The organism is Micromonospora sp. NPDC047187 (assembly GCF_040643355.1).
Lineage (GTDB): Bacteria > Actinomycetota > Actinomycetes > Mycobacteriales > Micromonosporaceae > Micromonospora > Micromonospora salmantinae.
In genome coordinates, this window is sequence record NZ_JBEYUF010000018.1 from 108,164 (window position 1) to 122,259 (window position 14,096).

13 protein-coding genes and 1 pseudogene are annotated in these 14,096 nt (G+C 72.1%); 8 read left to right on the forward strand and 6 right to left on the reverse strand.

What is annotated here, in order from left to right; all coding sequences use genetic code 11:
• Nucleotides 1-10: 10 nt before the first annotated feature.
• From ABZ794_RS24790 to ABZ794_RS24800, 3 genes are read right to left on the reverse strand one after another with little or no spacing between them, the layout of a single operon-like run.
• Entirely contained in the window at nucleotides 11-529 is a 519-nt protein-coding gene (locus ABZ794_RS24790) for a biotin/lipoyl-containing protein (RefSeq protein ID WP_210781751.1), read from the reverse strand.
• A complete protein-coding gene (locus ABZ794_RS24795; protein WP_210781750.1) occupies nucleotides 526-2,274 on the reverse strand; it encodes an acetyl-CoA carboxylase carboxyltransferase subunit alpha in 1,749 nt (582 codons plus the stop codon). Before ABZ794_RS24795 ends, ABZ794_RS24790 begins: the two co-directional genes overlap by 4 nt.
• Entirely contained in the window at nucleotides 2,271-2,609 is a 339-nt protein-coding gene (locus tag ABZ794_RS24800) for a TcmI family type II polyketide cyclase (protein ID WP_091408771.1), read from the reverse strand. Before ABZ794_RS24800 ends, ABZ794_RS24795 begins: the two co-directional genes overlap by 4 nt.
• A 424-nt stretch (nucleotides 2,610-3,033) precedes the next feature.
• Between ABZ794_RS24800 and ABZ794_RS24805 the strand changes: the two genes are divergently transcribed.
• The 4 genes and pseudogenes from ABZ794_RS24805 to ABZ794_RS24820 all read left to right on the forward strand — a co-directional run bounded on the left by ABZ794_RS24805 (nucleotide 3,034) and on the right by ABZ794_RS24820 (nucleotide 7,078).
• Nucleotides 3,034-3,831, forward strand: a complete 798-nt coding sequence (locus tag ABZ794_RS24805) for a BTAD domain-containing putative transcriptional regulator (RefSeq protein WP_210781749.1) — start codon at nucleotides 3,034-3,036, stop codon at nucleotides 3,829-3,831.
• A 129-nt stretch (nucleotides 3,832-3,960) separates the two neighbouring features.
• A pseudogene (locus tag ABZ794_RS24810) lies at nucleotides 3,961-4,308 on the forward strand (TcmI family type II polyketide cyclase); the annotation flags it as partial.
• A 94-nt stretch (nucleotides 4,309-4,402) separates the two neighbouring features.
• Complete coding sequence (locus ABZ794_RS24815) at nucleotides 4,403-5,752, forward strand: NAD(P)/FAD-dependent oxidoreductase (protein WP_357517783.1); 1,350 nt, start codon at nucleotides 4,403-4,405, stop codon at nucleotides 5,750-5,752.
• A 294-nt stretch (nucleotides 5,753-6,046) separates the two neighbouring features.
• A complete protein-coding gene (locus ABZ794_RS24820; protein WP_357517785.1) occupies nucleotides 6,047-7,078 on the forward strand; it encodes a hypothetical protein in 1,032 nt (343 codons plus the stop codon).
• A 155-nt stretch (nucleotides 7,079-7,233) separates the two neighbouring features.
• Here the strand turns inward: ABZ794_RS24820 and ABZ794_RS24825 are convergent, their stop codons facing one another.
• A complete protein-coding gene (locus tag ABZ794_RS24825; RefSeq protein WP_210781746.1) occupies nucleotides 7,234-7,950 on the reverse strand; it encodes an isocitrate lyase/phosphoenolpyruvate mutase family protein in 717 nt (238 codons plus the stop codon).
• A gap of 183 nt (nucleotides 7,951-8,133) precedes the next feature.
• On the opposite strand from ABZ794_RS24825, the gene ABZ794_RS24830 reads away from it, so the two are divergent.
• The gene (locus ABZ794_RS24830) at nucleotides 8,134-8,724 is read left to right on the forward strand and encodes a TetR/AcrR family transcriptional regulator (RefSeq protein ID WP_210781745.1); all 591 of its coding nucleotides are present in this window, start codon (nucleotides 8,134-8,136) and stop codon (nucleotides 8,722-8,724) included.
• Between the two features lie 26 nt (nucleotides 8,725-8,750).
• On the opposite strand, the gene ABZ794_RS24835 is transcribed toward ABZ794_RS24830, so the two are convergent.
• Nucleotides 8,751-9,053 carry a GNAT family N-acetyltransferase gene (locus tag ABZ794_RS24835; protein ID WP_210781744.1) on the reverse strand — a complete coding sequence of 101 codons (303 nt, stop codon included), beginning with the start codon at nucleotides 9,051-9,053 and terminating at the stop codon, nucleotides 8,751-8,753.
• Between the two features lie 158 nt (nucleotides 9,054-9,211).
• On the opposite strand from ABZ794_RS24835, the gene ABZ794_RS24840 reads away from it, so the two are divergent.
• From ABZ794_RS24840 to ABZ794_RS24850, 3 genes are all read left to right on the forward strand, one after another.
• On the forward strand, nucleotides 9,212-9,907 hold the full coding sequence (locus tag ABZ794_RS24840) for a DUF1223 domain-containing protein (RefSeq protein ID WP_210781743.1): 696 nt from the start codon (nucleotides 9,212-9,214) through the stop codon (nucleotides 9,905-9,907).
• 41 nt (nucleotides 9,908-9,948) lie between these two features.
• A complete protein-coding gene (locus ABZ794_RS24845) occupies nucleotides 9,949-10,365 on the forward strand; it encodes an MmcQ/YjbR family DNA-binding protein (protein ID WP_210781742.1) in 417 nt (138 codons plus the stop codon).
• A 157-nt stretch (nucleotides 10,366-10,522) separates the two neighbouring features.
• Nucleotides 10,523-13,390: a glycosyl hydrolase gene (locus ABZ794_RS24850; RefSeq protein WP_357517789.1), complete on the forward strand. Its 2,868-nt coding sequence runs from the start codon at nucleotides 10,523-10,525 to the stop codon at nucleotides 13,388-13,390.
• A 98-nt stretch (nucleotides 13,391-13,488) separates the two neighbouring features.
• Here the strand turns inward: ABZ794_RS24850 and ABZ794_RS24855 are convergent.
• On the reverse strand, nucleotides 13,489-14,096 hold a 608-nt coding region (locus ABZ794_RS24855), incomplete at its 5' end, for an endo-1,4-beta-xylanase (protein WP_357517791.1).

Here is a 14,096-nt window from a genome sequence, read left to right on the forward strand (position 1 = left end):
CCCCGCGCCGTCACGCCGGGTCCAGTTCGACGAGCGGCTGGTCGTACTCGACCGGCTGGCCGTCCTCGAGGAGGATCGCGGCCACCCGGCCGGCCCGGTCGGCCGTCACCTCGTTCATCAGCTTCATCGCCTCGACGATGGCCACCGGCTGGCCGGGGCGGACCAGGTCGCCCACCGCGACGAACGGCCGCGCGCCGGGCTCCGGCGCCCGGTAGAAGGTGCCGACGATCGGTGCCCGCACCGCGGCGCGCCCAGGCACCGGCGGCCGGAGCACCGCAGGTGGGGCGTCGGCCGCCGGTGCCGCCTCGGCGCGCGGTAGCGGTACGTCCGGTCGGGTCGCGTCCTCGGGGTGCCACTCGACCTCCAGCACCGCCGGCCCGCTGCGCAGCCGGATCCGCCGCACCGGCCCGGCCAGCTCGGCGATCAGGTGCTGCGCCTGCCGCCGCAGCCCGGCCAGCGCCTCCTCGCCGTCCACCCCGACGTCGTCGGACGCGTCGACTGTCGACAGCGCCCCTTCGCCGGCGGTCATCGCAGGCCCGCGCGAGCGCCGACGCGGTTCGCGCCGAACCGTCGGAAGCGTTGCCGACGCAGGCGGACCAGCATGGCCGGCGGCACGTCCAGCAGCGGCAGAAGGTTGGCCAGCAGGGCCGCACGCAGGCGGTGGGCGGTCTCCGCCGGGTCGTCGTGCGCGGCACTCGACGGCTCCGACACGACCTCGTCGACCACCCCGAGCCGGCGCAGGTCGGGCGCGGTCAGCCGCAACGCGCGAGCCGCCTGCGGGGCCGCGGACCGGTCCGGCCAGAGGATCGCCGCACACCCCTCGGGGCTTATCACCGAGTAGACGGCGTTCTCCAGCATCAGCACCCGGTCGGCCACCGCCAGCGCCAGCGCGCCGCCGCTGCCGCCCTCGCCGGTGATGACCGCGAGCACGGGGGTGGGCAGCACGGTGAGGGTGAGGATGTTCTCGGCGATGGCCGCCGCCTGGCCCTGCTCCTCGGCGCTCACCCCGGGGTCGGCGCCGGGGGTGTCCACCAGGGTGACCACTGGCAGGCCGAGGCGGGCCGCGAGGCGCATGAGCCGCAGCGCCTTGCGGTGCCCGGCGGGGCTGGCCATGCCGAAGTTGCGGGCGACCAGCTCGGCGGTGGTGTGCCCCTTCTGGTGACCGATGACCATCACGTGCCGACCGGCCAACCGCGCCACCCCACCCACGACGGCCGGGCAGTCCGCGCCGAGCCGATCGCCGTGCAGCTCCACGAACCCGTCGAAGACCGAGTCCAGGTAGTCCAATGTGGTGGGCCGCCCGGGGTGCCGCGCCATCCGGACGGTGTCCCACGCGTCGCGTACCGCCGGGGTGCCGGCGTCCCCCTCGGCCGCCGGGTCCGTCGGCCGCGCCAGGGCCGCGCCGTCGTCGGCGAGGCGCTCGCGGTGCGACGCCGGCTCCTGCCGGGGTACGGGCGAACGCGCCGGACGGCCGACGCGGGTCGCGGCGAGCAGCGCCGTCAGCCGTCCGCGCAGTGACCGGCGCTGCACCACCATGTCGACCTGCCCGTGTCGGAGCAGGAAGTCGGCGGTCTGGAAGCCCTCCGGCAGGGCCCGTCCGGTGATCTGGCGGATCACCCGAGGGCCGGCGAAGCCCATCCGCGCACCACTCTCGGCGAGCACCAGGTCGGTGTTGGTGGCGAACGAGGCGGCCACCCCGCCGTACGTCGGGTCGGTGAGGACGCTCACGGTGAGCAGCCCCGCCTCGCGCAACGCGGCGATGGCCTGACTGACGGTCGCCATCTGCATCAACGACAGCGCGCCCTCCTGCATCCGCGCCCCGCCGGAGGCGGTGATCAGGACGAGCGGCGTGCGGTCGTCCAGTGCCCGTTCGGCCGCCCGGGTGATCAGCTCGCCCACCGCGCAGCCCAGGCTGCCCCCGAGGAAGCGGAAGTCCATCACCGCCAGGACCACCGGGTGCCCACCGATGGTGGCAGTGGCGCAGACGACCCCCTCGGCAAGACCGGTGCTGGCCCGCGCGCCGGTGAGCCGGTGCGGGTACGGCAGCACGTCGACGAAGTCGAGCGGGTCCGCCTCCGGCAACCGGTCGGGCAGCAGGCACAGCGAACCCGGGTCGACCAGTTGGCGCAGGCGTTCCGGCGCGCCGAGTCGGGCATGCTCCCCGCATTCCGGGCAGACGTCGAGGTTGCGGCGCAGCCGTTTGCGGTAGAGCAGGCTGGCGCAGCCGGCGCAGCGGGACCAGAGCTGCTCCTCGCGCGGCGCGGTGGCCGTCACGACCGCCGCCCGGTGTCCGGGGCGTCGAACCGGTAGAAGCACCGCGCCATCGCGTCGCGCGGCGAGCGCCAGGTCGACAGGTACGGCGACACGTACGGGCGTAGGCGGTCACTGACCCGGATGAACTCGGGGTGGTCACGAGCTGCCTCCACCGCGCCCTCCGCCGGCTGCGCGGTCTCGAGCAGGTGCACGTAGAGGTCGTGTAGTCGGTACAGCGAGCGGTGCCGGACACCGACCAGGCGCGGCAGCTCCGTCGCGTCCGACTCGGCGAAGATCTCGGCGACCCGCTCCTCGGCGGTCGGATCGACCTTCGCGACGATCAGCGATCGGTCCATACTGGGCCTCCCCCCACAGCGTCCGGCCGGCGACGGGTGGCCCCCGGACGCGCTGGACGACTGCCGCCACGATGCGCCGATCCTCGTCACGGCGGCGTCACCGCGCCGGGTCGGTCAGCGACGGATGATGGTGACGCTGCGTTGACGCAACCTGTGTATCAGCTATGCGTCCGGTCCACTTCACGCGCTAATGTTTATGCAGTTCAGAACCGATCTCGGGTTGACTGTCGGCAATAGAAGGTCCACGCTGACATTGACGCAACGTGACCGTTATTGATAATCTTCAGCGTGGTCAGTTCGGCGGCCTCGGCGGGCGGGGCCGCGCCCGGCCACGCCGTGATCGGCGGGGTCGACAGTGGCGTCGAGGCAACCGATCCGGGACACAGCAGACAGTCGGGACGAGCGTTCCGCAGGGGGTGCCGCCGTGGCCGCTGATCCGTCCGTGCCGACCGCCGGAGACCCGCCCGAGAAGGGCGTCTCACTGCATCTGCTCGGCGGCTTCCGACTCCTCCGGGAGGCGGTGCCGGTCGTGGTGCCGCGCGGGCTGCAACGGGTGATCGCGCTGATCGGGCTCCGCCCCGGCGCCACCCGCAGCCAGCTCGCCGGGCTGCTCTGGCCCGACGCGTCGGAGGAACGGGCGCTGTCCTCACTGCGTACCGCCCTGTGGCGGCTGCGACAGGACCCGTGCTGCCCGATGACAGTGGCCAGCGACACCGTACGCCTCGGCCCGGCGGTCCGGCTCGACGTGGACGACCTGGTCGGCACCGCGGCCCGGGTCCGGGACGGCGACGACCCACGCACCGCGGCCGGTGCGCTCGCCGCCGGGCGGCACGACCTCCTGCCCGGCTGGTACGACGACTGGGTGCTGCTGGACCGGGAACGCCTGCGCCAACTCCGCCTACACATGCTGGAACAGGTGGCCGGGCACCACCTGGCCGCGGGACGGCACGGCGAGGCCCTCGAGGCCGCGTTGGAGGCGATGGCCGCCGAGCCGTTACGGGAGACACCACACCGACTGGTGGTCCGCATCCACCTGGCCGAGGGCAACGCCTTCGAAGCCGTGCACGCCTTCTACGTCTACCGGGACCTGTTGCGTCGGGAGCTGCGGCTGGAGCCGAGCCCTGCCATGAGCGCCCTGCTCGACGACACCCTCGCCCCGATCCGCCAGGCCAGCCGCGAGGCCATCACCGACCGCCCGTCACCCGCCGCTCGGCGTACCTGACGACGGCGCCCGTCACCGCCCGGTCGGCGTACGTGACGGTGATGTGACAGGCGCTGCGGCACGGTGGGCGCACGGAGCACGTGGCACCGATCCCCGAGGGGTCGGAAGGCCACCGGCGGAAGGGGTCCCATGAGTCGTCTACTGATCGTCAGCCGGATCATCCCGGGAGCGGAGGGGCGGGTCGCGCAGATCTTCGCCGAATCCGACGCCACCGAACTGCCCAGCCTGACCGGTGTCACGCACCGATCCCTCTACTGCCTGCACGACCTGTGCGTACACCTGCTGGAGACCTCGGACGACGTCGACCCGGACGCGCTCGCGGCGGCCCGCAACCACCCGCTCTTCCGACAGGTCAACGAGCGGCTCTCCGCGCACACGTCGCCGTACCTGCCGACCTGGCGTTCCCCCCGGGACGCGATCGCCGGCTGCTTCTACCGCTGGGACGCGCCCGACGCGCCCGCTCCACGCCCGGCCGGCACCGACGTGCCCGCGGCGCGCCCGGCCAGCACCGAGGCGCCCGCTGCGCGCCCGGCCGTTTCCGAGGCGCCCGCCGCGCACCCGGCCGGCTGACATGTCCGCCGCGCCGCCGCACGTCCTGATCATCGGCGCGGGCACGGGCGGGCTGTGCCTGGCCCACGGCCTGCGCCGCGCCGGGATCAGCGTCGCCGTCTACGAACGGCACCGCGACCGCGCCGAGGGGCTGCTCGGCTACCGGGTCGGCATCGGCCCCACCGGTAGCCGGGCGCTGCGGGAGTGTCTGCCTCCGGAGCTGTTCGCCACCTTCCTGGCCACCTGCGCCCGGCCGCCGCACTACTTCAACGTCGTCACCCAGGGACTCCGCCAGACCGCGTCGTTCGCGCTGCGGCCGAGCGTCGACCCGGTACGCACCGAACACTCGGTGGCCCGGATGGTGCTGCGCCAGGTGCTGCTGACCGGCCTGGAGGACGTGGTGCACTTCGACAAGACCTTCACCCGGTACGAGCAGCGCGACGACGGCACAGTCACCGCGCACTTCGCCGACGGCACCAGCGCCACCGGCGACCTGCTGGTGGCGGCCGACGGCACCCATTCCGCCGTACGCCGCCAGTACCTGCCGCACGCCGTCACCCGCGACGCCGGGACGATCAACATCGCCACCCGGATCCCGCTGACCCCGCACACCCGCGGTCTCGTTCCGGAACGGGTCCACCAGGGCATCTCGCTGATCTTCGGCGTCGGCGGGATGATGGGCGTGCTGCACGTCATGGAGTTCAAGTGGGACGCCGAACGCGCGATCAAGCCCGGCGTCAGCGAGCCCGACGCCGCCCTGCTCCGAGACTGGCCCGGCCTGGCCCACGACACCACCACCGACAACATCAACCTGATCATCTGGAGCGCGGCCAACCGGTTCCCGACCGACATCATGGAACGCCGCGGTGAGGATCTGGTGCAGGTCGCCCTGGACCTCACCGCGAACTGGCACCCGCACCTACGGGAACTGCTCGCCCACGCCGACCCGGCCAGCGCCCTACCGATCAAAGTGTCCACGTCCGAGCCGGTGCCGCCCTGGAAGAGCAGCACCGTCACCATGCTCGGCGACGCCATCCACACCATGACCCCGGGTCGGGGCGTGGGCGCGAACACCGCGCTGCGCGACGCCCGTCTGCTCTGCGCACAGCTCAGCAGCGCCACCGCCGGTGACAAGACGCTGCTCCAGGCGGTCGCCGACTACGAGGCCGTGATGGCGCCGTACGGCTTCGCCCGGGTCGCCGAATCGCTGAACCGCAGCGGCACCAGCGGTGACGACCGGATGTACCGGCCGGTGGTGGGTCGGCTCGCGTTGCTCGGCGCGCGCGGCTACTTCGGAGTGACCAGCCGGGTGCCACGGCTCCGTCGCCGGTTCGTCGACGACTTCCACACCTACGAGGGCGACCGGGACTGAACCCCGCATCGTCCGACCCGGGCTCGGCGTTCCACGCCGGGCCCGGGTCTTTTCGTGTCCGGACCTCACCCGGTACCGGTGTCATCTGGGTACCGGTGTCATCTGGGTACCGGTCTTCTCGGGTCGGTTTCGGGTTTTCGGGCGACGCTGTGTTACCCGGCAGGCACCGGCTGAGGTGGCCGTCCCACCCGTAACGCTGACGGCCGGTCCTGCCTGTCGTCGGCAATACGCGTGTGCGAAGCTGCGGCGAGTTTTTCTCGTGACTTTTCCAACGACCTGAGAGGGAGGTTCGCCGTGGCGTGGTCTTTCGGACACTCGCTGATAGTGGTACTGGCACTGTTGCTGGGCTTGGCCGCCGGGTGGCTGCTGCGCGGCCGACGGGGCGTACCGGGCAATTCGATTGTGGATGGTGACCCCGTCGCCGGTCTGGCCGTGATCACCACGCCCACGCCGGCTGCCACCACCGACGAGGCCCGGCCTGCGGCCGCCGTCGACCCGGCACCCACCGCGGTCGCCGACGAGCCGGTGCCGGTCGACACGGTCAGCGCGCCAGGTTCAATGACCGAACCGGACGGTCCCACCCCGGTGCCCGTTCCGGCGGACGCTCCGAGCAGCCTCGACCCGGCGGACATGGCGCTGACCGAGGACCCGCCGACCGTACCGGCCACCGAGCAGTCCGACGCCGCTGAGCTGCGGCAGGAGCCGGCCCTGGACTCGGCCCCCGAGCCGGTCACTGTCGACGACCAGCTCGCCCCGGCGACCGTGGTCGCTCCCCGCCAGCCCGCGGACGACCTCCCGCCGGTCGGCGCGGCACCGCTCGACACGACGCCGCTCGACACCACGCCGGTCGACGCCACGCCGGCAGAGGCGGTGGCGAGCGCAGGACCGTCCGATGCCGAGCCGGCGCAGGCCGACTCCGTGAACGCTGAGCCGGCGCAGGCCGACTCCGTGAACGCCGAGCCTGCGGGCGCCGAGCGGTCGACGGTGGCCGCGCCTCCGGTCCGTCCGACCGCCGCCGCGACCCCTCCGGTCCGTTCGGCCGCCGACACGGCGATCAGCAGCGTCGACGCCGACCCGACGGGCCCGGCCGACGACTTCCGTCGGATCCAGGGGATCGGGCCGAAGATGGCGGCCGCGTTGCAGGACGCTGGCGTGCGCACGTACGGCCAGCTCGGCGAGTTGGACGAGCCGGCGCTGCGCGACCTGATCCGGGCCGCCGGCCTGCGCGCCGCACCTGGGCTGGCCAGTTGGCCGCAGCAGGCACGCGTGCTCGCCGGCGCCGGCGACGAGATGGCAGCGGTGCTGCCGAGCGGCAACCAGGCCTGACCGCCTGCAAACGAGCCCCCGGCGTGCCGTCCACCGCGACGGCACCCCGGGGGCTCGGCGGTAGCTGCCGAAACTCCTCCGACGCCCACCGCGCCGAGTGATCGATTCGGCATTGGTGTCGGGTGCGGCGGATGCCACCGGGGCGGCGCCCAGGCTCAGGCGCGCAGCTTGGCCGCGAGGTCGCCGATCGACGCCATCGCGTACCGCTGCATTCCTGGACCGAAGGTGATGCGTGTGGCGCCCTGCCGGCCCAGCTCGGCCACGGACTCCCGGTCCGGTCCGGCGGCCATGTTGATCGGTCCGGAGATGCCCTCCCGCAGCTGCGGGAGCACCTGCGGCGGCGCCAGGATCGGGTAGACGCAGTCGGCGCCGGCGGCCACGTACAGGCGGGCGCGTTCCACCGCGTCGGCCGGGTCACCCGTTCCGAACAGGAAGGTGTCGACGCGGGCGTTGATGAAGAGAGCGTCGCCCGCCTCCGCGCGCACCTCGGCCAGCCAGTCGGCGTGCCGCCGGGGGTCCTTGAGGGTGGCGTCCCCCTCCGAGTCCTCCAGGTTGCAGCCGATGGCGCCGGCCTCCAACAGCCGTCCGACCAGCTCGCGGGGGGCGAGGCCGTAACCGCCCTCGACGTCGGCGGACACCGGAACGGACACGGCGCGGACGATGCGCGCGACCGCCGCGAACATCTCGTCCGGCGGGGTCTCGCCGTCCTCGTAGCCGAGCGAGGCGGCGACACCCGCGCTCGGGGTCGCGAGCGCCGGGTAACCGGCGTCGGCGAGCACCCGGGCGCTGGCCGCGTCCCAGGGGCCTGGCAGGACGAGCGGGTCACCGGCGGCGCGGTCGTGGTGCAGGGCACGGAAGGTGGAGGCTGTCATCGTTGTGGTCTCCCGACGGGGCTGCGGAGGGCAGGGCTCGGGCGGTGTACCCGCCGTCGGAGTCAAGCACGACGCCGGTGATGTACGAGGCCGCGGGCTTGTCCCCCGCTGGTCTGATTATGGATCGTTCGGTCCACCATGCGTTTGGTGGACCGAACGGTCAAAAATTGCTACGCTGGTCAGATGGCCAGACCACGGCAGTTCGACGAGGAGCAGGTGATCCGCGCCGTCCGGGACCAGTTCTGGGACGCCGGCTACGCGGCGACCTCACTGGAGGACCTGGTGCGCGTCAGCGGGCTGGGCAAGGGCAGCCTCTACGGCGCCTTCGGCGACAAACACCGGCTGTTCCTGCGGGCGCTGCGGGAATACACCGACACCAGCGGCGGCTACCTGCGCGAGATGCTCACCTCCGCTCCCCGCGCCCTGGACGCGCTGCGCGCGTTCGTCATGGCGCCGGTGAACGACCCGGGTGGTGCCGCCGCCCGGCGCGGCTGCCTCATGGCCAACAGCACCTACGAACTCGCCACCAGCGACCCCGACGTCCTCGCCGAGGCGCGGCGCACCTACGAGGCGACGACCGCCCTGGTCGCCGAGAGCGTCGGGCGGGCCCAGGACGAGGGCGACCTGCCGCGCGACGTCGACCCGGTCGGGACGGCGCGCGCCCTGCTCGCCGCGCAGCAGGGCCTGGTGTTCATGGGGCGGACGGGGCTGGACATCGACACCCTGACCGCCACGGCCGGCACCCTCGCCGCCAAGCTCCTACCGGACGCCTGACACCAACACCACCGACCGGGGCACGGTTATTTGATCTTGCGGGTGGACCGGACCACGATGCTCTCGTACTCGGGGTGCTTGACCACCCAGTCGGCGATGAACGGGCAGATCGGCACGACGGTCCGGCCGCGGCTCCGCGCGTCGTCCAGCACGGCCCGCGCCAGCGTCGACCCGACACCCTTGCCCTCGTACGCCGGATCGACCTCGGTGTGGGTGTAGGCGATGATCGGCCCGGTCAGCTGGTAGGTGACGAACCCGACGACGCCGCCCGCCTCGTCGCGCGCCTCGAAACGCTCCCGCGTCGGCGCGTCTGTCACGGTGAACTGCACCCGACCATCCAACCACCCGGCCCGGCAGCGCTCGCTGCGAGGCCGGCCGGGGACGTGACCCCACGCGCATTGTCTCGGCCGAAACGGGAAACGCAACGCCGCCGGGCAGCGGGAGTACGCGACGCCGCCGGGCACACCGTGGGAGGAGACACGCCACCATGACGAACCCATCGACGGACGGCGGCTTCGCCGTCGTGGAGATGTTCACGTCCCAGGGCTGCAACAGTTGCCCTCCCGCGGAGGAGTTGCTGAGCGAGATCGAGCGCGACGCCCGGGAGCGGGGACAGAACGTCTTCGCCCTCGGATTCCACGTCGACTACTGGGACGACCTCGGCTGGCCCGACCAGTTCGCGGACGCGGCGTACACCGCGCGGCAGGAGTCGTACGCCCGCGCGTTCGGCACCCGAGGTCTGTACACCCCGCAGATGGTCGTCAACGGCACCGTCGAGTTCGTCGGTTCCGATCGCCGCCGGGCGGCCGCCGCGATCATGTCCGCCATGGCCTCGACCCCCGCCACACCACTGGCGCTCTCCATCGCCAACCTGGGCAATGACCGCGTGATGGTGGACTACCGGACCGAACAGCCGCCGCAGCGCGCGGTGTTGCACGTGGCGGTCGTGGAACGGGAGCTGACCAGCGACATCGCCCGGGGGGAGAACGCCGGGCGGACGCTGCGGCAGGACAACGTCGTACGCGCCTTCAGGTCGGTGGGCCTGGACGCCGAGCGGGGGCAGGTGGAGCTGGCGACACCACCGGGTCTCGACCCGCGACGCGCCAGCGTGGTCGGCTATGTCCAGGAGAACGGCGAACGGGCGATCGTCGGTGCCACGGCCGTCGAACTGTCCACCGCGTAATCTCAGCCCCATGCGGATGGTGCGGGGTGCGAGGGAATTCGGTGGCTGACGCGGACGACGTACGCCGGGTGGCGTTGGCCCTGCCGCACGCGGTGGAGATCGCCAGTGACGGCTTCGACTTCCGGGTGGCCGACAAGGGCTTCGTCTGGTCCTATCCGGAGCGGACACCGGGCAAGCCTCGGGTGATCCGGCTCGACGTCGCGGTGCTGTTCGTGGGCGACGAGGCCGAGAAGCAGGCTCTCCTGCTCGGGGAGCCCGAGATCTTCTTCACCACGCCCGGCTACCAAGGCCTGCCCCTGGTGCTGCTGCGCCTGGCGGCGGTCGACCTGGACCGGTTGACCGAGCTGGTGACCGACGCGTGGCGGATGCGCGTGCCGCACGCGCTGTTGAACGAAGGCGAGCCACCGGGCGACCGTGCGGGCGAAGCGCTGGGCGACCGTGCGGGCGCCGGCAAATAGCGACATCAGCACGCAACGGGTTGGACACATTGACGGGGATCTCGGTACTCCATTACGGTGGCCGAGAGAGCGCTCTCTCACCTGACCTTCCCCCCAATTCAGACGCAAAGCGCTGGACCCGGCAAGGGCCGCACCCGGCGCGCGCGATGGAGGCACGATGAAACCTCCCGTCCCCCACCGCCGATGGGCCCTGGCCGCCGCCACCGCGCTGGCCCTGGTCGTCGGCGGCCTCGCCATCCCCGTCACCCCCGCGGCCGTGGCCGCACCCGTCGGCGCCGGCAGCTACACCACCACCCCGGTCGGCCCGCTTCCCAGCGGCTGCGGCGCGATGTCCAGCAACCCCCGGCAGTTCGCCACCGCCAACGCGCCCGCCGGGCCGATCCCCACCAACGACTGGTGGTCCTCGCTGCTGTGGAAGCGCACCGACTGCTCGTTCAGTGAGCCGCTGCACGCCCACCCGATCTCGTACGACACCTTCGGCGACGGGCTCGGCTTCTCCGCCAACTCCACGCCCTCCATCAGCGGCACCGCCACCGGCGTCGGTGAGTTCCACTACCCGTACGTGCAGGACATCCGGGTCGGTGTGGCCGGGCTCGCCGCACCACTGGTGAAGGTCGACGGCTGGACCGACTGGACGGTCAGCCCGCACTGGAGCGACGGCACGCGCACCATGCGCGCGACCATCGGCCACGGTCTGCCCTTCGCGTACTTCCAGACCACCGGCGGGAACGCGCAGATCAGCACCGCCGGCACCCCCGACGTCTGGTCCAACAGCGGCGCGACCATCGGCTTCCGGGTCAACGGCCACGACTACGTCGGGTACGCGCCCGGCGGTGCCAGCTGGACCGTCGCGTCCGGCCGGATCTCCTCCACCCTGGCCGGTCGGGGTTACTTCTCCGTCGCGCTGCTGCCGCCGACGTCCAGCGCGACCGAGCGCGCCGCGCTGGCCGCGACCTACGGTCAGTACGCCCACGCGCACGTGACCGGCACCCAGGTGTCGTACGCGTACAACCCGGCGACCAGCGGCCTGACCACCACGTACGCGTTCACCACGACCGCCCGGGAGGGCACCGCCACGCAGACCGTGGTCAGCCTCTACCCGCACCAGTGGAAGTCGCTGAGCGGTTCCACCGCCATCACGCCGACCTACCCGTCGGCGCGTGGCCGGATGAAGGTGCTCACCGGCGTCAACCAGTTCCGCACCGCCATGAAGTTCCAGGGCATCCTGCCGGAACTGCCGGCCGTCGGCGACGGCAGCGGTGGTGACCTGTCGACGCTCACCGGGCACCTGGCCGCCGCCCGCGCCAACCCGATGGACCAACGCGGCAACGACACCTACTGGACCGGCAAGGGGCTCGGCCGCGCCGCGCGGATCGCCGAGATCGCCGATCAGGTCAACGACACCGCGACGCGCGACAGCGCGCTGAACGCGATCCGCAGCACGCTCACCGACTGGTTCACCGCGTCCAGCGGCAAGACCAGCCGGGTTTTCTACTACGACAACAACTGGGGCACCCTGATCGGCTACCCGGCGTCGTACGGGTCGGACCAGGAGCTCAACGACCACCACTTCCACTACGGCTACTACATCGCCGCCGCCGCGACGCTGGCGAAGTTCGACCCGGCCTGGGCGGCCACCAGCCGCTACGGCGGCATGGTCGACCTGCTGATCCGCGACGCGAACAACTACCGCCGCGGCGACACCCAGTTTCCGTACCTGCGCGACTTCGACATCTACGCCGGGCACGACTGGGCGTCCGGGCACGGCTCGTTCGGCTCCGGCAACAACCAGGAGTCCTCGTCGGAGGGGATGAACTTCGCGAGCGCCCTCATCCAGTGGGGGCAGACGACGGGTAACACCGCCGTGCGCGACGCCGGCGTCTTCCTCTACACCACCCAGGCCGCCGCCATCCAGGAGTACTGGTTCGACGTCAGCGACCAGAACTTCCCCGCCGCCTTCGGGCACTCGACGGTCGGCATGGTCTGGGGTGACGGCGGCGCGTACGCCACCTGGTTCAGTGGCGAGCCGGAAATGATCCAGGGCATCAACCTGCTGCCGATCACCGGTGGACACCTCTATCTCGGCAACAACCCGGCGTACGTGCGGACGAACTACGCCGAACTGGTCCGCAACAACGGCGGGCAACCGACGGTGTGGCAGGACATCCTCTGGCAGTTCCAGGCCCTCGGCGACCCCGACGCGGCGCTGGCGAACCTCCGCGCGAACCCGGGCTACACCCCGGAGGAGGGAGAGAGTCGGGCGCACACGTTCCACTGGATCCGCAACCTCGCCGCCCTCGGCAATGTCGACACGACGGTGACCGGCAACCATCCGCTGTCCGCGGTCTTCTCCCGCAACGGGGCTCGCACCTACGTGGCGTCGAACCCGACGGCGACGCCGATCACCGTGACGTTCTCCAACGGCACCACGCTCACCGTGGGCGCCGGCAAGACGGCCACCACCGGGGCGTACACCTGGAGTGGTGGCAACGCGGCCGGCGGCGTCCCCCCGACGACGCCGACGGACCCCCCGCCGACGACCGACCCGCCGACGACCCCGGGCACCCCGACGCGGTACCTGCTGCCCGGGGGTGGGTTGGGCGCCGCCGGTAGCGCGGCCACGACGACTGTCGCGGCGGCGAACGGCAACCACGACGGTACGCCCACCAACGCCCGGGTCTTCACGGCGACCGGCCTCAACCTCGCCTACGCCGGCGGGCAGACGGCGTTCGACCTGTTCGTGGACGCCGGGACGGCGGTTGGCAACGGCGTACAGGTGCGGATCTCCTACGACCTCACCGGCAACGGCAGTTGGGAACGGGTGGAGACACTGCGCTACTTCGCCACCGACCCGGTCACCGGCTACGAGCACTACACGCAGAACGCCGGCCTCTCCTCGGCCACCGGCACGTTGGGCGCGCTGAGCAACGGCACGGTCCGGGTGGAGGTCTGGTCGGCGATCGGCAACAACCCGACCACGCTGGGCATCGGCAACCAGTCGGTGCTGCGGCTTCCGTACTCCTGATCGACAGGCACGGCGCGACATGACGTCGGCCGGTGCGGAGGACCACGACGGGTCCTCCGCACCGGCCGACGTCGGTCGTTCAGTCGGTCATCGGGTGATCACGAGGCGGTGCAGGTCGGCGTGACGCCGGAGGCGCTGCCGGTGCCCTGGAATCCGAACTCGGTGACCTGGCCCGCGCCGAGGCGGCCGTTGTAGTTCACGTTGGTGAACCGCACAGTGCCGGTGGAGCCACTGGCCGTCGCGCTCCAGGTGTTTGTGACGCTGGCACCACTCGGGAGCGTGAAGCCGACGTTCCACCCGCTCGTGCCGGCGGAGCCGGCGGTCACCTTCACGGTGGCCACGAATCCACCGGTCCACGAGTTCAGTGACACCGATGCCGAACAACCAACCGTCGGCGGATCGGTCGGCGGGTCCGTCGGCGGGTCGGTCGGCGGGTCCGTCGGCGGGTCGCTGGGGATGGCGGGGCCGGCGTTGAGGGCGTTCAGAACATTCGTGTACGCGGCCTTCTTGTTGCCGTTGCAGTCGAACAGCAGAGCGTTGTCGGAACCACGCCACGAGTCGCAGTCCCGTACACCCCACACCGTGATGCCGGTGCAGCGCGAGACGTTCATGCAGGCGCGGGTGACGGCGCCGTAGATGTTGGCCTGGTTGCCGCCGGTCATCACGTCCAGCTCGGTGATCTGCACATCCACACCGAGATCGGCGA

Bases quoted from the DNA above. Each gene is read 5' to 3' on its own strand.
- ABZ794_RS24790 (WP_210781751.1), bottom strand. From the start codon at position 529: ATGACCGCCGGCGAAGGGGCGCTGTCGACAGTCGACGCGTCCGACGAC.
- ABZ794_RS24800 (WP_091408771.1), bottom strand. From the start codon at position 2,609: ATGGACCGATCGCTGATCGTCGCGAAGGTCGATCCGACCGCCGAGGAG.
- ABZ794_RS24815 (WP_357517783.1), top strand. From the start codon at position 4,403: ATGTCCGCCGCGCCGCCGCACGTCCTGATCATCGGCGCGGGCACGGGC.
- ABZ794_RS24825 (WP_210781746.1), bottom strand. From the start codon at position 7,950: ATGACAGCCTCCACCTTCCGTGCCCTGCACCACGACCGCGCCGCCGGT.
- ABZ794_RS24830 (WP_210781745.1), top strand. From the start codon at position 8,134: ATGGCCAGACCACGGCAGTTCGACGAGGAGCAGGTGATCCGCGCCGTC.
- ABZ794_RS24840 (WP_210781743.1), top strand. From the start codon at position 9,212: ATGACGAACCCATCGACGGACGGCGGCTTCGCCGTCGTGGAGATGTTC.
- ABZ794_RS24850 (WP_357517789.1), top strand. From the start codon at position 10,523: ATGAAACCTCCCGTCCCCCACCGCCGATGGGCCCTGGCCGCCGCCACC.